This window comes from Pasteuria penetrans, assembly GCF_900538055.1.
Lineage (GTDB): Bacteria > Bacillota > Bacilli > Thermoactinomycetales > Thermoactinomycetaceae > Pasteuria > Pasteuria penetrans.
On record NZ_UZAC03000001.1, the window covers coordinates 1,506,728 to 1,523,773 of the forward strand.

13 protein-coding genes are annotated in these 17,046 nt (G+C 45.2%); 1 reads left to right on the forward strand and 12 read right to left on the reverse strand.

What is annotated here, in order from left to right; all coding sequences use genetic code 11:
- Positions 1-945: 945 nt before the first annotated feature.
- The 12 genes from PPRES148_RS06190 to PPRES148_RS06235 form a co-directional block, all read right to left on the reverse strand.
- A complete protein-coding gene (locus PPRES148_RS06190) occupies positions 946-2,658 on the reverse strand; it encodes an Rqc2 family fibronectin-binding protein (RefSeq protein ID WP_223127985.1) in 1,713 nt (570 codons plus the stop codon).
- A gap of 422 nt (positions 2,659-3,080) precedes the next feature.
- Positions 3,081-3,251 (reverse strand): hypothetical protein, encoded by a 171-nt coding sequence (locus PPRES148_RS11440; RefSeq protein WP_187820732.1) that lies wholly within the window; start codon positions 3,249-3,251, stop codon positions 3,081-3,083.
- A gap of 50 nt (positions 3,252-3,301) precedes the next feature.
- Positions 3,302-4,000, reverse strand: coding sequence for a ribonuclease III (gene rnc, locus PPRES148_RS06195; RefSeq protein WP_149454266.1), 699 nt, complete (start codon positions 3,998-4,000; stop codon positions 3,302-3,304).
- 116 nt (positions 4,001-4,116) lie between these two features.
- Positions 4,117-5,427, reverse strand: coding sequence for a beta-ketoacyl-ACP synthase II (fabF, locus tag PPRES148_RS06200; RefSeq protein ID WP_246142919.1), 1,311 nt, complete (start codon positions 5,425-5,427; stop codon positions 4,117-4,119).
- 45 nt (positions 5,428-5,472) lie between these two features.
- Positions 5,473-5,724 carry an acyl carrier protein gene (acpP, locus tag PPRES148_RS06205; protein ID WP_149454268.1) on the reverse strand — a complete coding sequence of 84 codons (252 nt, stop codon included), beginning with the start codon at positions 5,722-5,724 and terminating at the stop codon, positions 5,473-5,475.
- Between the two features lie 103 nt (positions 5,725-5,827).
- Complete coding sequence (gene fabG / locus PPRES148_RS06210) at positions 5,828-6,568, reverse strand: 3-oxoacyl-[acyl-carrier-protein] reductase (protein ID WP_246142920.1); 741 nt, start codon at positions 6,566-6,568, stop codon at positions 5,828-5,830.
- A 1,216-nt stretch (positions 6,569-7,784) separates the two neighbouring features.
- Positions 7,785-7,913, reverse strand: a complete 129-nt coding sequence (locus PPRES148_RS12920) for a hypothetical protein (RefSeq protein ID WP_281289934.1) — start codon at positions 7,911-7,913, stop codon at positions 7,785-7,787.
- 23 nt (positions 7,914-7,936) lie between these two features.
- The gene (locus PPRES148_RS06215) at positions 7,937-8,239 is read right to left on the reverse strand and encodes a hypothetical protein (RefSeq protein WP_149453706.1); all 303 of its coding nucleotides are present in this window, start codon (positions 8,237-8,239) and stop codon (positions 7,937-7,939) included.
- 567 nt (positions 8,240-8,806) lie between these two features.
- The gene (locus PPRES148_RS06220) at positions 8,807-9,610 is read right to left on the reverse strand and encodes a C40 family peptidase (RefSeq protein WP_149453707.1); all 804 of its coding nucleotides are present in this window, start codon (positions 9,608-9,610) and stop codon (positions 8,807-8,809) included.
- 898 nt (positions 9,611-10,508) lie between these two features.
- Positions 10,509-11,099, reverse strand: a complete 591-nt coding sequence (sigH, locus tag PPRES148_RS06225) for an RNA polymerase sporulation sigma factor SigH (protein ID WP_149453708.1) — start codon at positions 11,097-11,099, stop codon at positions 10,509-10,511.
- Positions 11,100-13,114: 2,015 nt separating this feature from the next.
- On the reverse strand, positions 13,115-13,687 hold the full coding sequence (locus tag PPRES148_RS06230) for a hypothetical protein (RefSeq protein ID WP_149453709.1): 573 nt from the start codon (positions 13,685-13,687) through the stop codon (positions 13,115-13,117).
- 111 nt (positions 13,688-13,798) lie between these two features.
- Positions 13,799-14,986: a hypothetical protein gene (locus tag PPRES148_RS06235; protein ID WP_149453710.1), complete on the reverse strand. Its 1,188-nt coding sequence runs from the start codon at positions 14,984-14,986 to the stop codon at positions 13,799-13,801.
- 916 nt (positions 14,987-15,902) lie between these two features.
- Here PPRES148_RS06235 and PPRES148_RS11455 point away from each other — a divergent pair.
- The gene (locus PPRES148_RS11455) at positions 15,903-16,073 is read left to right on the forward strand and encodes a hypothetical protein (protein ID WP_187820736.1); all 171 of its coding nucleotides are present in this window, start codon (positions 15,903-15,905) and stop codon (positions 16,071-16,073) included.
- Positions 16,074-17,046 lie beyond the last annotated feature (973 nt).

Genomic DNA, 17,046 nt, shown 5'->3' on the forward strand with positions numbered 1-17,046 from the left:
GACCCCACTTTTACCGAGGCTTACAATAATCTGCACACTCTCATCGGGGGAGGAGGATTACAGCACCCGACCACAAGAACACTAGAAAAGGTGCAGAGAGCCTACAGAGGGGGCAACAGCCCATTGCAAATTACCATCAAGGAGACAAGGCTACCCATGCTCTCATAGAGGGAAAGAACTGTGCCATCAAGCTTGACTTTCGCCAACGTTTTGGAGTTCGGATTTGGAGGAACTATGAGAACCTTGCTATCGTATGTCGCAATAGCCACCTAGAAAACGATCAGGGGGTAAATTGCCGGAATGTCTCATAAGATTAATATAATGTTTAATACACATAAAATAAAATGAAAATGAATTCAATAATTTTGGATACATAATAGAAAAGAGCACATATTTTTGTTTCTATTTTATTTTATAAATTAATAGAGACAGATGTTCTTCGGCATGGGCTCGTGTGCAATAAACAAAATAAACCAACTAATTATGGGGAAAAATGGGCCCCACCTGACTCATCCTTGCAATCCAGAATTAGGAAAAAACCGCCCAAGGATATCCCGGGTCCGAAGTTTGGCCAAGATCCGATGTTGATACCATGCAAGTAGATTATTGGAATCATAATAACGTCCAAAAACAAAGGGAAGAGGATGATCGTAAGTTAGACCTAAACAACATCGAAATCCGAACAGATACAACACACAGTGGAGAGAGGTACGAGGAACGTAACACCAGATTGAGGTTCTAGAATGAGCAAAAATTCTATGGAACTCATAAAGGCCACATAATACGAGAGTAGTACGTGTAGTTCTATAAGCCCAACGAATGAACACATCCATTCGAATGCTGCCTTTTCTGTAGTGACACCACAACTGGAAACAAAAAATAGGGATAATCCACAAAACATACGGAAGGGGGGAAAAGGGCACTGTAACGATCAATGTACCCCTACTAGGACAACCATTGACGAATTTTTTCCTCATCCGGTGTAACAAAGAGCGTCCTCTGACCCTCATACAATGCAAAACCCGGCGGACTCCCAGCCGGCTTACGGACATACCGAACGAGCACGTAATCGACAGGTACCCGACTGCCCGAACGCGCTTTACTAAAATAAGCAGCTAACATAGCCGCTTCCTGGAGTGTGGTCTCACTTACAGCTTGGGAGCGAATGACGACATGGGACCCGGGTATGTTTTGCGCATGCAACCAGGTCTCTTTCCCGTGGGCCAAACGATGAGTTAAATAATCATTTTGCTTATTATTGCGCCCCACATGAATCAGTGTCCCATCAGAAGACTCAACAGCCAAGGGCACAGGAACCGTTTTCTTTTGTTTCGATCTCTTGCGATTCTTACGGGGGGCACGCAACAAACCCGCCTCCACAAGTTCCTCCTGGACCGAGGTAAACTGCTCTATGCCTCCTTGCTCCAATTGCACAACCACTGATTCAATATACTGATTTTCCTTTCGTGCTGCCTCCCATTGTTGCTGGTGCCAAGCAACACCACGCTGCATTTTTTTATAACGACGAAAATAACGCTGTGCGTTTTCATTGGGGGAGAGGGAGGGTTCCAAGGGTATAGTAATCTCCCTACGTTCTGGATCATGGTAATTCTCCACACTCATTTCCTTTGATCCCCTCGGAGGAGCACGATGTAAATTAGCCATCAGCAACTCACCATACAAACGTTGCTGCTCCATTTCCTCTGACTCCTCCAGGAGGGCTGCAAATTGCTCCATCTTACGTCGATTACGGTTCTCAATTCTCTCCAGTACTTGCAGAAGAAAAGACACTTGTCCCCGCAGTCGCTCCCGATCAGCCGCACCATAATGGGAAATCTGTAAACACTCGCTCATCGTTGAAAATGTCCTATGCCTACCCTTCACTTGCGGTAAAGGGAAAACATGGAAAAAAGTTCGTCTCTCCCCCACAACTTGTGTAGGAATGTACCTATGATTCCGTATCTCCTCCACACACCGGGAAAAAACCCCCCATAGCTGTTCCCTTGGACCTACGCCCCCCTGATGGACCAATGCCTGTGCCAGTAGGGGACCTATACCGAAAAAACGCTCCACTAACTGTTTGTGCAACTGCCCCCGATTGTAATCGAATCCGGCAAGGAAGTCCCTCTCCCCCACCGTAAGGGGATCCACCTTGTCTTGGGCAGGAGGATCACGATAAACCGCACCTGGGTATACTTGCCGATAACGACTCACGGTGGCGGACACACGATGCAAACCATCGATGATAGTACCGTTCACTGGATCCACCAGGATCAAATTACTATGTCGACCCATAATCTCCATCACAAGCAATCTATGTAGGACATTCCCCAATTCATCCCGCGAACCAATCTTCCAATGAACGATGCGTTCCAAACCCACTTGGCAAACATCCAACAAAATGGCACCCTCCAACTGCTTACGCAAAACCATACAAAAGGTAGGAGGTTCTGGAAGATTGGAAATGGATCCCCCAACTGAATGAAAACGGGCATATACAGGGTGAATACAAAACAACACACTGTGGTTTTCCCCCCGCACCCGTATGCGCAGTACAACCTCCCAATCACTCAATTGCTGAATGCGAACAATCCGACCGGAGACAAGGGAACGACACTCGTGCACCACAGCCCGGGTCACTACACCATCAAAGGACACCCAATACCCCCCCTTCCCTATCACTGATCCGCCCCTCCTACAGCCATTGCGAATATCGCCATGGGAAGAACTGCAGGCAAAAACGGACTGCGTCCTATACCCTATCCCCCGCATAGGGAGGGGAAGGAACGGACCCCCTAAAAACAGGAACACCCAAAATATCGGAGGTCGTGACGAATTGGGAATTCGTCCTAGATCCGAAATCTTGGAGATTCCTATACTTATACAAATTCAAACCTCTGTTACCCATACAGGGATAGAAAAAATAACTCGTGTCCCTTTATGACAACGTACCCTAACCCAAATTTTTTAGATCATGTATTCATTCGGAAACAACCCCTGTCCGGATACCACGGCCCGTCCGCAAGGTACACGGTCCCTACAGAACAAAAAAAACGAAACAAAAACAAACAAAGAAAAAACTAGGGATCATCCCCCCCATTACCCCGCTTTTCTAACTGGTCCGCTACACGTTCCAGAGCCTTAGCAATCCTGTACAACAAACGAACAATAATACCACCCAACAAAAGCCAAAAAAAGGCGGCGTTGGCCATAGCATAGAGACGAAATAACAAAATTTGCCAGTCCGCCAAGCCAACCACGTCCCCCCTTCCAGGGAATACCACAGAAACAAACAAGACCCTCATACCTGTCCTAGCTTTTTATTACACCACACCTGAACGGCGGCCATAGCCGCACGCTGTTCAGCTTCCTTTTTGGAGTGACCCGTACCCTTCCCCAAACAACGCCCCTCCAAATATACCTCAACGACAAAATGCCGATGGTGGGCGGGTCCCTGTGTATCCACCGTACAATATTCTAGAGGACTATTGTATTCCTGTTGGACCATTTCCTGTAACTGACTCTTTGCGTCCATACGCTGCAACAACCAATCGTCATTCAACTCTGACAACACCAAACGTCGCAAAAAACCGCGTACGCCGCCTAAACCTTTGTCCAAATAAAGTGCACCAACAAAAGCTTCAAACAAATCTGCCAACAGCGCGTGCCGTTTTCTTCCCCCTGTAAGCTCCTCCCCCTTGCCCAGTCGTACATAATCACCTAGGGAAAGGTTACGAGCAAACATAGCCAGAGAGGACTCACACACCACACGTGCCCGTGTTCTTGTCAATTCACCCTCACTCATTTGGGGATACCGATGATACAGATACTCGGAAACTGCTAGATCGAGAACTGCATCGCCGAGGAACTCCAAACGCTCATTGTCCGGAACCGACTGTTTTCGCTCATGCGCGTAGGAAGCATGAGTAAACGCCTGCTGAAACAGGGACCGACTCGTCAGGGGGAAGCCCAACTTACCCTCCAACTCCTCCCAATTCATTCTTTCCATTCCCTCCCCCTATCCAGGGATTCCCCCGATTCACCTATTCCAAGGAAAAACAGGGACACACACTTTTCCACCACCCGTCGCAACGAGAGTACGAATCTACTACCCCATCATCGAAAGCGCCGCAATACCAGTGTGGCATTATGGCCCCCAAAACCAAAGGAATTCGATAACGCAACATCCACCTTTGTCCCAATCGCTTGGTTGGGGACATAGTCCAAATCGCATTCCGGATCGGGAACACGATAGTTGATTGTGGGCGGAATCACCTGCTCGTGCAGCGTCAAAACTGTCGCAACCGCTTCTACACCACCCGCTGCTCCCAGCAGATGGCCCACCATCGATTTATTGGCACTCACCTTCAACCGATCCGCATGCCTGCCGAACAGCCTGCGGATAGCTTGTGTTTCAACAAGATCATTCAACTCTGTTGACGTACCATGGGCATTGATATAATCTACGTCCTCGTTCTGTAATCCCGCAGACTCAAGTGCTCTTTGCATACAACGTACTGCACCCTCACCATGGGGGGCTGGTTGTGTACTATGATAGGCATCTGAGGTTGTACCATAACCCACCACCTCGGCATAAATCCTCCCCACGCCCCGCTGCTCGGCGTGCTCCAATGTTTCCAAAACAAGAATGCCTGCACCCTCACCCATAACAAAACCATCCCGCTCCTGGGAAAACGGACAACTAGCCTCCGTGGGACTGTCATTACGCTTGGACAGGGCCCCCATGGAGGAAAAACCAGCAAAAGCAAGCGGGCAGATCGTAGCCTCCGTACCCCCGGCAAATATTACCTTGGCATCACCATTTTGCAGGGCCTGAAAAGCACACCCAATGTTGTGAACACCAGTAGAACAAGCAGAAATGAGGGAAACACTGGGCCCTCTGGCATTCAACAGCATGGAAACTCTACCGGAAGACATATTACCGATCATCATGGGGATCATATGGGCACTCACACGTCTGGGTCCCCTTTGTAGCATGATTTCATGATTCCGTTCCAGGGTAATCAACCCACCGATACCCGAACCAACCATAACACCTACCTGCGTAGGATCCGCCTTCTCCACCAGCAGACCGGCATCGCATCGGGCCTCCTCTGCCGCAGCCAAAGCAAACTGCACAAAACGGTCGGTACGTCGAATTTCCTTCTTACTCAACTTCCCCTGTATACCCTCCGCTGCACCAAGATCGAAATCTTTCACTTCTGCGGCAAAATGAACCGACTGGTTAGCAGTGTCAAATTGCGTAATGGGACCCACCCCTGAAAGCCCAGCCCGCAGATGACGCCAAAAGGTTGCGCAATCGTTACCGATGGGCGTCACGACACCAAGCCCTGTCACCACCACGCGGTGTTTTGTGCAGTTCATCCTTTTTCCTTCCTTTCGCACACTAGAGGGCATTCCGCCCATAATCACCCCTCCCCTGAAGCGGTTCCCAACGGGGAAGGAATTCCCCTATTTTTCCTTGGCATTTTCCCTGATATAATCTACAATATCCTGCACAGTAACAATTTTCTCTGCATCCTCATCTGTAATCTCTATGCCAAACTCATCCTCTAATTCCATCATCAAATCCACATGGTCGAGGGAATCCGCACCTAGGTCGTCATCAACCTTGGCCGTAGGAACCACCACCTCCGATTTCACATTCAGACTAGCAACGATCACCTTACGAACCCGCTCTAAGATACTTGAACTATCAACCATACTCAACTGCCACCCCCAATATCGGTATTGTAGCCTGCATAATAACAAAATTCAATGGCCAACCCACAAACATCAGGTGATTGTACCCTATCCCTAAAGTTCCCTACCCCATTGCCATACCACCATCTATTCGTAATGTATGACCTGTGATATATCCCGCCCATGGGCTCGCTAAGTGAACTACCGTTTGAGCTACCTCCTCCGGCGTACCATATCGGCCCACAGGTATCGATGCCAGCAGGGCTTGCCGCTGCTTCTCTGGTAAGTCACCTGTCATTTCCGTCGCAATATACCCAGGGGCAACCGCATTAACGGTAATCCCACGCCCTGCGACTTCACGAGCAAGGGAACGAGTAAAACCCAACAAACCCGCCTTAGCCGATGCATAATTTACCTGTCCAGCATTCCCACTGAGGGCAACCACAGAACTCATATTGATGATTCGTCCAAATCGCCGCTTTACCATCGAACGAAGGACAGCCTGAGTGATATGAAAAACACCACTCAAATTCACATCTAGCACAACTCGCCAATCTTCTTCATGTAATCGCATGAGGAGATTGTCCTTATGCATACCAGCATTATTGACTAAAATATCAATTTTACCCCAAGCATCCAACACGGTCCGCACGACCTCCATAACGCGATCCCGATTCGCTATGTCCGCCCTATGAAGGGAGACCTTACGACCCAGGGAGAGGATCTTCGACGCTGTCTGCTCCGCTTCCTCCTGCCGCTGGGCAAATACAATGGCCACATCAGCCCCAGCCTTAGCTAAGGAAGTACTAATAGAGCGACCAATCCCACGCGAACCACCAGTCACCACAGCCACCTGTTGATCCAAAGGGGGAATCCCCCAAGGGAAATCGATTTGTGAATTTATTTCTTTCCCCAAAATAATCACAATCCCTTCGCAATGTAGGATAAACAATGAGGGCTGCCCTTTTGAGCCGGGAACCATGTATAAATTGGGAAACCGTAGGATAGAGGGAAGAGAAACCCCTGTCCTGCACCCCATGTATGAATTCTAGTTTATGGATGGTGCAATCGATACCCCATTTTCAAAAATATTATAAATAAAAAATTGAAAAATATAAACTTGGAAAAAATTCAAGATATAGACCTAGACCCTCCTAACGTCCGTTTAGGACGCAAAATAAACGATATAAATCCTAAAATGCACTGCTTTCATGGGCGCAACAAGGACTCGCGGATCTCAATGGAACAATCGATAAGGGAAACGACAGGATTCATTTACGAAAAACTGGAGCCATTTCATTATAAAATATGAGAAGGTTCCAACCCCATGACTCCCACCCCGCACGCATTACCCCTGCTCTAATGACCCGCACCCACCCTGTATCCCATCCATTATATCAGAACAACGATCCGACAATTCCCGCTCAGGGAATAATCTTCGAGTAAGGCCTACTACATCCCAACCAACCCTTTACAGAGCCGTACCTAGTAATTTAGGATCGACCCCCTATTTCTATCCCACCATGGCAAAATAGCCCTGCCCTTCGCCTGCGCAGAACAAAACAGGTCCACTCTCCATTTTCATTCATAATTATCCCTATACTATAATTATAATAAACTAATTGAGGTATGTTCTCGTTTCCCTTTCATGACCATCAATCTGAATGCGATCCGCTATGCCCACTCTATCTGTATCGTGGGTTCCTGAAAACTCACCACCACCGGTTTGTATCCTACGCTCATTGGTTGGGTTCGCAATCTTCCGGAGCAGCCCGAACCAAGGAGAAGTTGCCTATCGAAATTGTGAGCAAGATGCAATCCTAATCTATAGCGGTATCCCGAGCCAACCCTCCGGGTAGTACACGAAGAAAAAATCATCCAAGCGAGGTGGGGTGCCAGGAAACTGGATCAGGGTGGGGCTGGATAACCCCTCCTTCTCTGGTGATGTCCCAAAGGACATCTCTAGGCCCCTCTGAGGAAAGCAGCCTATCCGAAAACGAATAGATCATGTTCGAAGGATACTTTAAGATACCTTTTTTCCTTATCTCTAGTTTTTTTCAAAAATACCCCTTCACCTTATATCACCCAACATCGTGCGACTCTGGATACGAATCCATAGTTAAGGGCCACTTCGGACCCACACTACCATTGTGTAGAGCTTCCTCCACTATTTTCCTCTTTAGTTCCATGGTATGTCGATTCCCTTTCATTTTCCTCCTGTCCCCTCCCTCCATCAACTGATTTCCAACTCTTTACGGTCTAGAAGCCCTTTTATATCATCAATTTCCCTCTGTAGTAGGGACCGGAGGGGGAGGGATGGGCAACAAACCAGTGGATACCGACCGCCGGCCCTTGGATGGGGAAAATGAACGGGCCAACGTACCCTCTCATCTTCTTTTACCCATCTGCTGATTGTACGGACAGCACCGTTACACTGTTTAGATAGCCCAGGCCATATGCCGTCCACTCCTGACTTGTTCAACCACCTTTTATTTGAATTACCATGAAAATTTTTTATAATTATGTTCACCCTCACGGGAAAATACCCCTACCATGCCGATCAAGGTACATTATAGCAGGAGGCTCAATAGTTCCGTGACTTCTCCCGATGTGTTATGGCCCCACTTCGATTTCGACATGAATGGTCTTTTTTCGATACGTCCCCGAACGATTCTACTCTCGTTAAGCTCCTTACTCCCTACCGGACAAAGATGCTAGCTTTTCCTAAATCCCTCATCACCGGGGATGTTCCTACACCAACATCGTTGGATGGTTGAAACCCTGTCACCTATCCATCCGACTCCGAAAGACCATGTACAACCTTCATCGCTTACACAGCTTACCTGACACACACCAGGAGTCGATTTGCGGTCGTATGTAAGGGACCAAGGATTACCCAACTTCTGGGGATTACACCCTATGGGAAATACAACCCATGGACCCTAATCCAGAGAAGTACTTATCACTCTAATAATAAATTTATCAATTTAAAATAAAAAACCAGGCAAACGACCGGGAATCACATAATCCGCGGTGTCTACCTGGAATGAAAAGAACACAACCGTTCTACCATGATGAAATACAAATGCACCCCAATCCGATCTTACAGCACCCTGTGCACACACATCAGCGTATCCATAATCCATTTCGTTTTCGGATTCCCCAACAACTTTTGAATCCGAACCCCGTTGTCAGGACAATGCAAAACGTAAACAGTTCCGTTGTCATCCATCAGACAAATCCCCGAGTGGGTAATATGGTTGAGACTATGACTTTCGCTGCAAGAAATGATATCCCCGTCTCTTACACCGCCATTCTTTATACTACTGACGGGAATCGATTTGCCAGTTCTTGACTGTTCCTGTGCTGTGCGGGGTATGTTCTTTCCCAGGCATTTTCTTGCCACCTGCTGCACCAAGGAGGAACAGTCTATTTTACTATGAGATGTCCCTATGAGTCTTTTTCCTTCGCCCCTGAGACACCTTCTCACCCCCGAGTCATTGGAATAACTTTCACCCTTACCAAGCATTTTGGTAAATCCTTTCTTTAAGCCATATAGATACCTTCGGATCGTCAGAGCGGCATCAGAGTCTTCCCCAAAATGACGATCCGCCATGTTCACAATCCGCTCCACAAAGGTAGGATCGCTATCCATCTCGTTGCGTATATCATCCTCATTCAGATAACCACCGGGCCAATACCCCGGATCGGTTCCTGTATCCTGATTTACCCCATCCTGAGACGGTTGTACCATGGAATACGGTGACTCTGTGTGGTAAACCTGTGATTCTGGCATTGCACTTACCATGAACGATCCACAAGGGGGGAAGAAACCGATCCCGCTGAACAAGACTAGGATCGATACCATTCTACCTATCATGAAACTCTTGCATTTCCCTGATAACATGCGAATCCCCCCCCCTTTTTTCTATATAAACCAACGATCCCCCTTAGCAGAATCTACCCACCTATATTGCATAGTTGTACCCTCTTTTCTCTCATTCATAATGGCCTAATTGATCATCAAATCAGATGTAATTAAGAATAGAATACACGCCCACATATTATAGTAATTTTTTATAATTTTATATAACTAAAACAAAGAAAAAATTCATCCCCGTATTTAAAAAACCTTTCTTTTTCCTAACCTGTACTCTACTCAGGTTCCTGCTGAAGATCACTATAACACATCCCACCCAGCTATAGTTTAAAAAATATATGTATATATGCAATATATTAGTAAAAATTATAATAAAGTATTTTGAAAAAATGATGGAGAGGGAACGATCGTATCCCCAACACGGTGTCACCCTTAACAATAGGTAATGTTGGGTTCCTTATCCTTGATCGCAAATCGTTCCCCAGGGGTATTTTCTAACCCATCCTAATTGTTAATGAATAATATAAATAGTAAAATTCACAATATTTACGGTTCCCTATAATTGGGTACCTATGTGAATAATATGACTTTTCCCATTGCCCTCTGCTGTATTTCGGAATGCAAAAGCCCCACCGTCGGAGAAAGGACATCCAAAGTCGGGGGGCAGCAAACTTTTTTTCGTTTGGTCCCCCCATTCCATCATCCCGTGATGTTGATGGATCTATAGGATAATTAAATTCGATTCATATTTTATTACATATTAAACCGGAGTTCTAAATAAGGAGTTATTCTCATTCCACAACGAACGATCCTCTCTGTACATAACCCCCCATATCCTTTAGTTCCCTCCGTCCCATCCAAGGATGTCAGAAGAAAACGGATCCCCACAGGTCTATCCAATGAAAACCCAATATCGCGGGCAAAATCACCCCAGAATCTTCCCTAACTTTTTTTTCACCCTTTGTAGAGCATTATCGACAGCCTTCGTATGTTTCCCTAACTCTCTGCCAATTTCTTGATAGGAAAACCCCTCCGAATAGAGAATTAGGACATGCCTCTCCAACTCACTCAAAACTTGATGAATCTTACACCTTATGGAATTATACCCCTCCCTATTTATATAAACATTTTCTGGATTTGTGAGGGATGTGGAGAGCGTATCATAAAGGGTCCGATCTGCATCATGTTCATAAGCAGGCTTGTCCAGGGAAACATAGGAGTTGAGGGGGATGTGCTTCTGGCGAGTGGCTTTCTTTATAGCCGTAATGATTTGCCTAGTGATACAAAGCTCGGCGAATGTCCTGAAGGAGGAGGGCTTATCCCCCTGAAAATCGCGAATTGCCTTGTATAATCCAATCATTCCCTCCTGTACAAGATCCTCGTAATCGGCCCCAACTAAAAAGTAACAACGGGCTTTAGAGCGAACAAAATTGCGATATTTTTCCATCATTCTCTCCAGTGCCACCGTATCACCCTGTCGGGCCTTCCCAACAAGATCCTTGTCCTCCTCCCATATATCACTAGGGCTAGAAGTAGGGGACCCTAAGACCGGAGTAGTCGTTTGCCAAACAATGACCCTATTCCCCCCCCCGTGTATATCCTAATTTTCCAAAGAAGGGTCTCGAAAACATCTGTTTCCATTATAACGGAAGAAAACCAAAAAGGGGGGGCATTGGACGGATGTTTCTTGATTTTTATGAAATATAATTGGATGACCATGACAAAGGTATTCCACCGTTGGCTCCTCAAGGGAACACTCAACAACGTCCTGTTGCGGGTCTAAATTTAGGGTTTTCTAGAGGAGATTTCCTCCCATCCCTGGAACTTCCCACACGAATTCATATGTAAAATATTTTTATTATATTAAAAATAAAACATACGTTTTGTATACGACTGTATCCTCCCTTTTTTTACATAATTTACTAATCTACTTATCCTATCTCGATTTGGAAAAAATAGTGATAAACTCATCTTCTTTTTCCCTCGTATTCTCGTTATACAATTACATAAAAATAAAATTTTTATGTATATAAAATATAGAGGAGGATATAGATTTATACCCCGCGATCCTCGTACCGTTCTACCAGCTTCTATATTGCAGCAAAAAACGAAGAACGACCTTCTGAATCATTCGCGATATTTACGAGAATTGGGAATACCAACAGAATAGGCCATCCAAACAATTGGGTATCTAAATCCCAGTACAATGAAAATAGAGGAATTTCAGGGAGCTTGAACATGGTTCGCTAGTTAGGAAAAAGATGAATATCTGGGGCGAAAAAACGATAAGGGGAACGAACCATAGGGAATACTGCAAAATTTTCGGAAGAGGGTCCTGGCAGGGCGAATGAAGTGGATACTCGGTCAAGGGAATCCCCCCCCCCCCCGTTCAACCCTTTCCCAACGTCCTATGTTCCGATAAGGTAGCCGTACTAGGACGAGTGAATCTTTTCTCACCCCCTACAAGGCCAATTACTCCGCCCTTCAGGTAAATGCCACCTATCTGGGAATTCACGTGGCGCGGCCAGGGAAAAAAGTAGCCCCTTACATAGCAATAGAACACAGATAGAATGGTGTGGGGAAGCTTCTTACACCGCTGAAACAGACCCCACCCGAAATTGGGCACCTGGGACCGGATTTTCAAAAATCTTCGCTCCCAGTATCGGACGAACAGCGGAGCCCATTTCCTTAGGAACCTACGGACCCGCCGCCGGGTGACCCCCTTTCGCCGGGAACTCTCTTCGAGGGGTTGCACAGAGAAGAGTCCTGAAAAGATCCCGATCCGGGGACAAGCCTACGCGTCTGGTCTGTGGGGAATCTGTGGAGATGATGACCCAATGAGAACGGTAAAAATAATGCGAAAGGGCCTATGCAGTATCCCCCTCCCGGGCACGAACTTGCCTATCGGAAGCCGAATCGGAATAACAAATATCCTGAAAAACCCCAACGGAAACTGGAGAGCGTAATACAAATCAAACCTGCTATGATCCCGATGACGAGACTGCCTACTGAATAGCGCGATCCTCCCCTGCCCTCGTTATCACCAAAACCAGTGGGAAAGAAGGGATCAGAAAACAGCATGAGCCGTGGGAATTGGGAAGAAAGCATAAATAGTGTTGAACTGTATATGAATTAAAATTTATGATAATTTTCTATATTTTTTAACTGGGGATTTTATATTGAATATCAGAATAAAGTAAGAATATCCTTCCTTGTCATCTCCCGTATTATTTATATTAAAAATTGATGATAGGAAGATGAAAACAGGAATTAACTATATATTAAAAATTAATAAGGAAATTATTATTAAAGAAATACAGAGAAACGTTTCCCCCGGAGGGCTAAAAATTCCTCTGGGGGAACATACACACACACATTCGGATGATGCCAGGGAAGGCAACATCCTTTGCATATAAATCCATTATACTTGGATCTAAATTTTACTATGGGTCGAAGGGAGAACCAAATTCTAGAAACATACATCCCGGACGGGGACCATCGGGTTGTTCCCTTCCACGGTAGCACCCATAACTACTGCTTTGGTATCGGTAGGTAGATAGAGTGATCCGCTCCACGGAGGGCAGATAATGAGTCGGGTGTGCCAAGGAAGGTAGATGTGGGGGGGGACAGGGGGGATGCGTCGGGTCCGAGGGACCTTCTAGGAGCGGGTAGGGGTCTCACGTCAGGGAGGTCTTTTAGTTTATGAACGGAAGACATGTCAGGAATAGACCGCCCTCTGTTGGACAACTCCAACTTATCAAGACGGGCACTCAAATCATCGTGGAACCGGGTAGCGAGGCCCCCACTTCGCCTAGAATTCGGTCCCGCCCCTGAGGAGAGGGATGAGGAAAAATTAGTCATAGCACCCCCACTATTAGTCATAGCACCCCCACTATTAGTCATAGTACCTCCTCTATTAGTCATAGTACCCCTATGGGAAGTAATACGGGAGCTTTTGGTCAATTTCGCCCACTTCCCACGTAGAAATGACAAGGGACCAGCCTCTGCTATATCAATGGAAAATACACCGGTCGCGGAAAATGATAGCATCAGCGATGATAGTACCCATATCAACACTCTCTTACGAGTATCACTTACCACCATTGCGCATAACCCCCTCCATTTTATTTTTATATAACTAATTTTATAAATATGAAGCATGCAAAACTCAATTTGTTCGATCCGAATTAGGATTAGGATTAATGTTTACCCCCTTTAAAAACCATTTCCATACCTGATATCCTTGCTCCTTAGGCTGTACATATTATATCTATTCCCTTCATTTCCCTCTTCTTCATTTGATTGTTCTATTCTCCTTATGAGCTCCTGGTGTTCCTCCATTCTCTTTTTTTTATCATCCTTAGAATATTTCATCAATGCATCTCTCTCCTCATAAGCTCTATCGGCACGTTTACGAAGGTTTACAACCCTGTTGACATACATTCTGGCCTCCCTCAAATTTATATTTCTAGACGCAACCATTTCCACGGCTTCCTTTTCTAGTTGTTCCGGCGTCATTTTTACTAGTTCCTTCGTCCGTTCCCATATCCTATCGTCAATAGGAATCGAGGGGCTAAGGCGAAGGGAGTAGGGACGGAAGAGACGAAAATGGTAGTTTTCATCATAGCCTCCAGATCGTACCACCTCGTTTATTTCCTCTATTTCCTTCTCGTTATTTTCATATTTCTCTATCATGGAAGGATCTTTGATCATATGGTTAGGGAGTACTAGAGCATGCTCACTCCCATCCTCTGTCAGCTTGACCCTGACAGCACGACGGCCATTTCCACCCATTTCACTAGATAGAACCACATAGTCCTTGCTCTTGTTATAGGAATATTTACCTCCCCCCCTATGGGATTGATATCCCAACTCTTCCATTGCCTGATTGATGAAGGGTCCCCACATTTTAATCGTTTCATCCCTGGTGTAGACCCTCCCTATTTCTACATCGTCATTAGGATCATCGTGTTCTCTAGCATAACGTACAGCATCTTCCCAGCTAAGGTTGGGATTCCTCAGCTTATGAGATTTTGCCACATCTCCCAATGTGGGAGAATTCCCGCCGGGACCCACCATGTCCCTAATGAAAGGAGTATTAACCGCAAGACGTTCAATAAAAGAAGGAAAACCATTGGTATCAATGTAAGGCCTATTTGGTTTGTAATGATCTCCGTGAAATCGTCTTCCCAAAAAATTTCCCACGGCACCGTGGTTACTCTCCATAGCTTGAAACGCTGCCCAACTCGTAACCATAATACCAGTATTTTTTAAAATCGCACCACCAGCGGCACCCGCCGCTACGAGAGGGGGGACAGCGGCGTTGGATATAGTAGTGTTGATAGGTAAAACAGCAGACAATGGTGCAAAAAGCAATGGACAGATGAGTAGTACTGGTATCATCCTTTTACTATCAACCCTGCTCAACACCGATAACCATTCCTTCCCTGATTGAACTAAAAGCCAGAAGCCCGCGGTTTTGGTTTTGATCCGCTACGTAGTCCAATACACTCCTCCATATCCGCGTCCTAGGGGGAGGCTGATGATGGGGAGGGACCTTCCCTATTTTCCCGTAATTACAGATCCCCCGTTCACATATTCATAACTCATCCTCTCGGCTCTGGAATCCTCCCTTAGTTTTTCCCCATGTATCCTCCTCAGTTCATCAGACGATATTATGACCTCCGTGGGATGATAATCAATCTCAAGTTCTCTAGAGTACAAATAAAATGGAACACAACACATTTGGAACGTAACACATTAAAGCATACATAATTGTACCCTGTCAACTCTTGGATTTTTTTATTTTTTAATTCATTTATGAATGCTATCGAGTAAATATAGTATAAAAATAATTTAGATTACGGTTACCCTATATAATTAAAAAATATATAATGAATATGTTTTCATTGTTAATAAGTATAGAAACAATCTATATTAATATTCTCAACATATGTACCTTGTAGTTAAAGGTGATCACCCTCTGGATGTGAGTGAACGTGAGAATTTGATTGCATCCCAAACACGGTGTCCCTCCAAAAACAGGTAATTTTAGGCTCCTTGTCCTTGCTCGCGAATCGAATGCAGGATCACAGCAGACTTGATCTGTACTACGTTCCCCATTCCCGTTGGAGTTTTCCAAAACATTCGGACTCCGATTCGACTTCCGATAGGCAGGATCGTGCCTGAGATGAAAGATAATATCGTGTAGGCCTTTGCATTATTTTTACCGTTTTCGGGAGGCCATTGTTTCATAATCTCCCTGCAGATCCCTAAGCCGGCCGCATGGGGCTATCCCCTGGATCGGGGGCTTTCCCCTATGCACAATCTCTTGAAAAGGATCCCCAGCGGCATCCTGCAGGTTCTTCTCCGTTTCGTTTGCCCATTCGATGCAGGATCATGGATACGAATGGCTGTCTTGGGGCCAGAATGGGCGTTGGTAACGATCAAGGGAACACTGATGCCGGAAGCGAAGATTTTCGAGAACTAGGACGTTTCGGGGGGTCTGGTATCCAACATAAGAAATCGCACAGACACCATCTCATCTGTGTCCTATCTATCACTTATGTAAAGGGATACTTTTTTCCTTAGCCGCCACGAATTCCCAAGTAGGTGGCATCCGACCTGAAAGGGTACGGAGTAAGGGGCGAGGATTTTACTCGTCCAGGCCGGCTGTCCTACCGGGAAATAAAACGTTAGGAAATATGAATACTACCAATTTTCCTAACTATGGTAAACAATCCGGGGGATCGTTCTCCCTTTTTTTCTACAAATAGGAATTAGCAAAGCGAAAAAGAACAGGAATTTATTACCATTTTTGACGAATCAAGAAAGGAGCGGTAGGTAGTAAATTACGTAAAACAAGGAGGAATAGGGTTCAAATATACTTATTATTTTTTAATATAATAAAAACATTTTTATATGAATCCATAAGGGGAGTCCCAAAGATAGGGGAAAGTCCTCCCTGAAAACCTTGTTCAAGAATTCACACCCCAAATGGTACCCGTGTTGATCGTGTTATTCAGAAAAATAATAACATAAACACAAAAAAACCGGGTAGACGTTTTTACCAGGGAATTTCTTGAAGGAGGTATCCATCCAATAATTTAAAATTTTTAAAAAATATTATGAAAGTTTTTCGTCTTCACCCGCATTAGGATGGTACTATTCTACATAGTTGGGGGGAATTATAAAAACCCTGCCATCATATGTCGCAACAGCCACCTAGAAAAATGATCGGTGGAGGAACCATCGTAATTTTTTATAAATAAATATAGTGTCTAATATACATAAAATAAAAATTAAACAGTAATTTTAAATACATAATAGTAAAAATTATTACACTTTTTATTTATTTATAAATTAAAATAGACCTATGTTTTTTAACATAGGACCGTGTACAATGAACTGAATAAACGAACCAATTGTAGGAAAAGGCAATCCCCTACTTAATTCATCCTCAG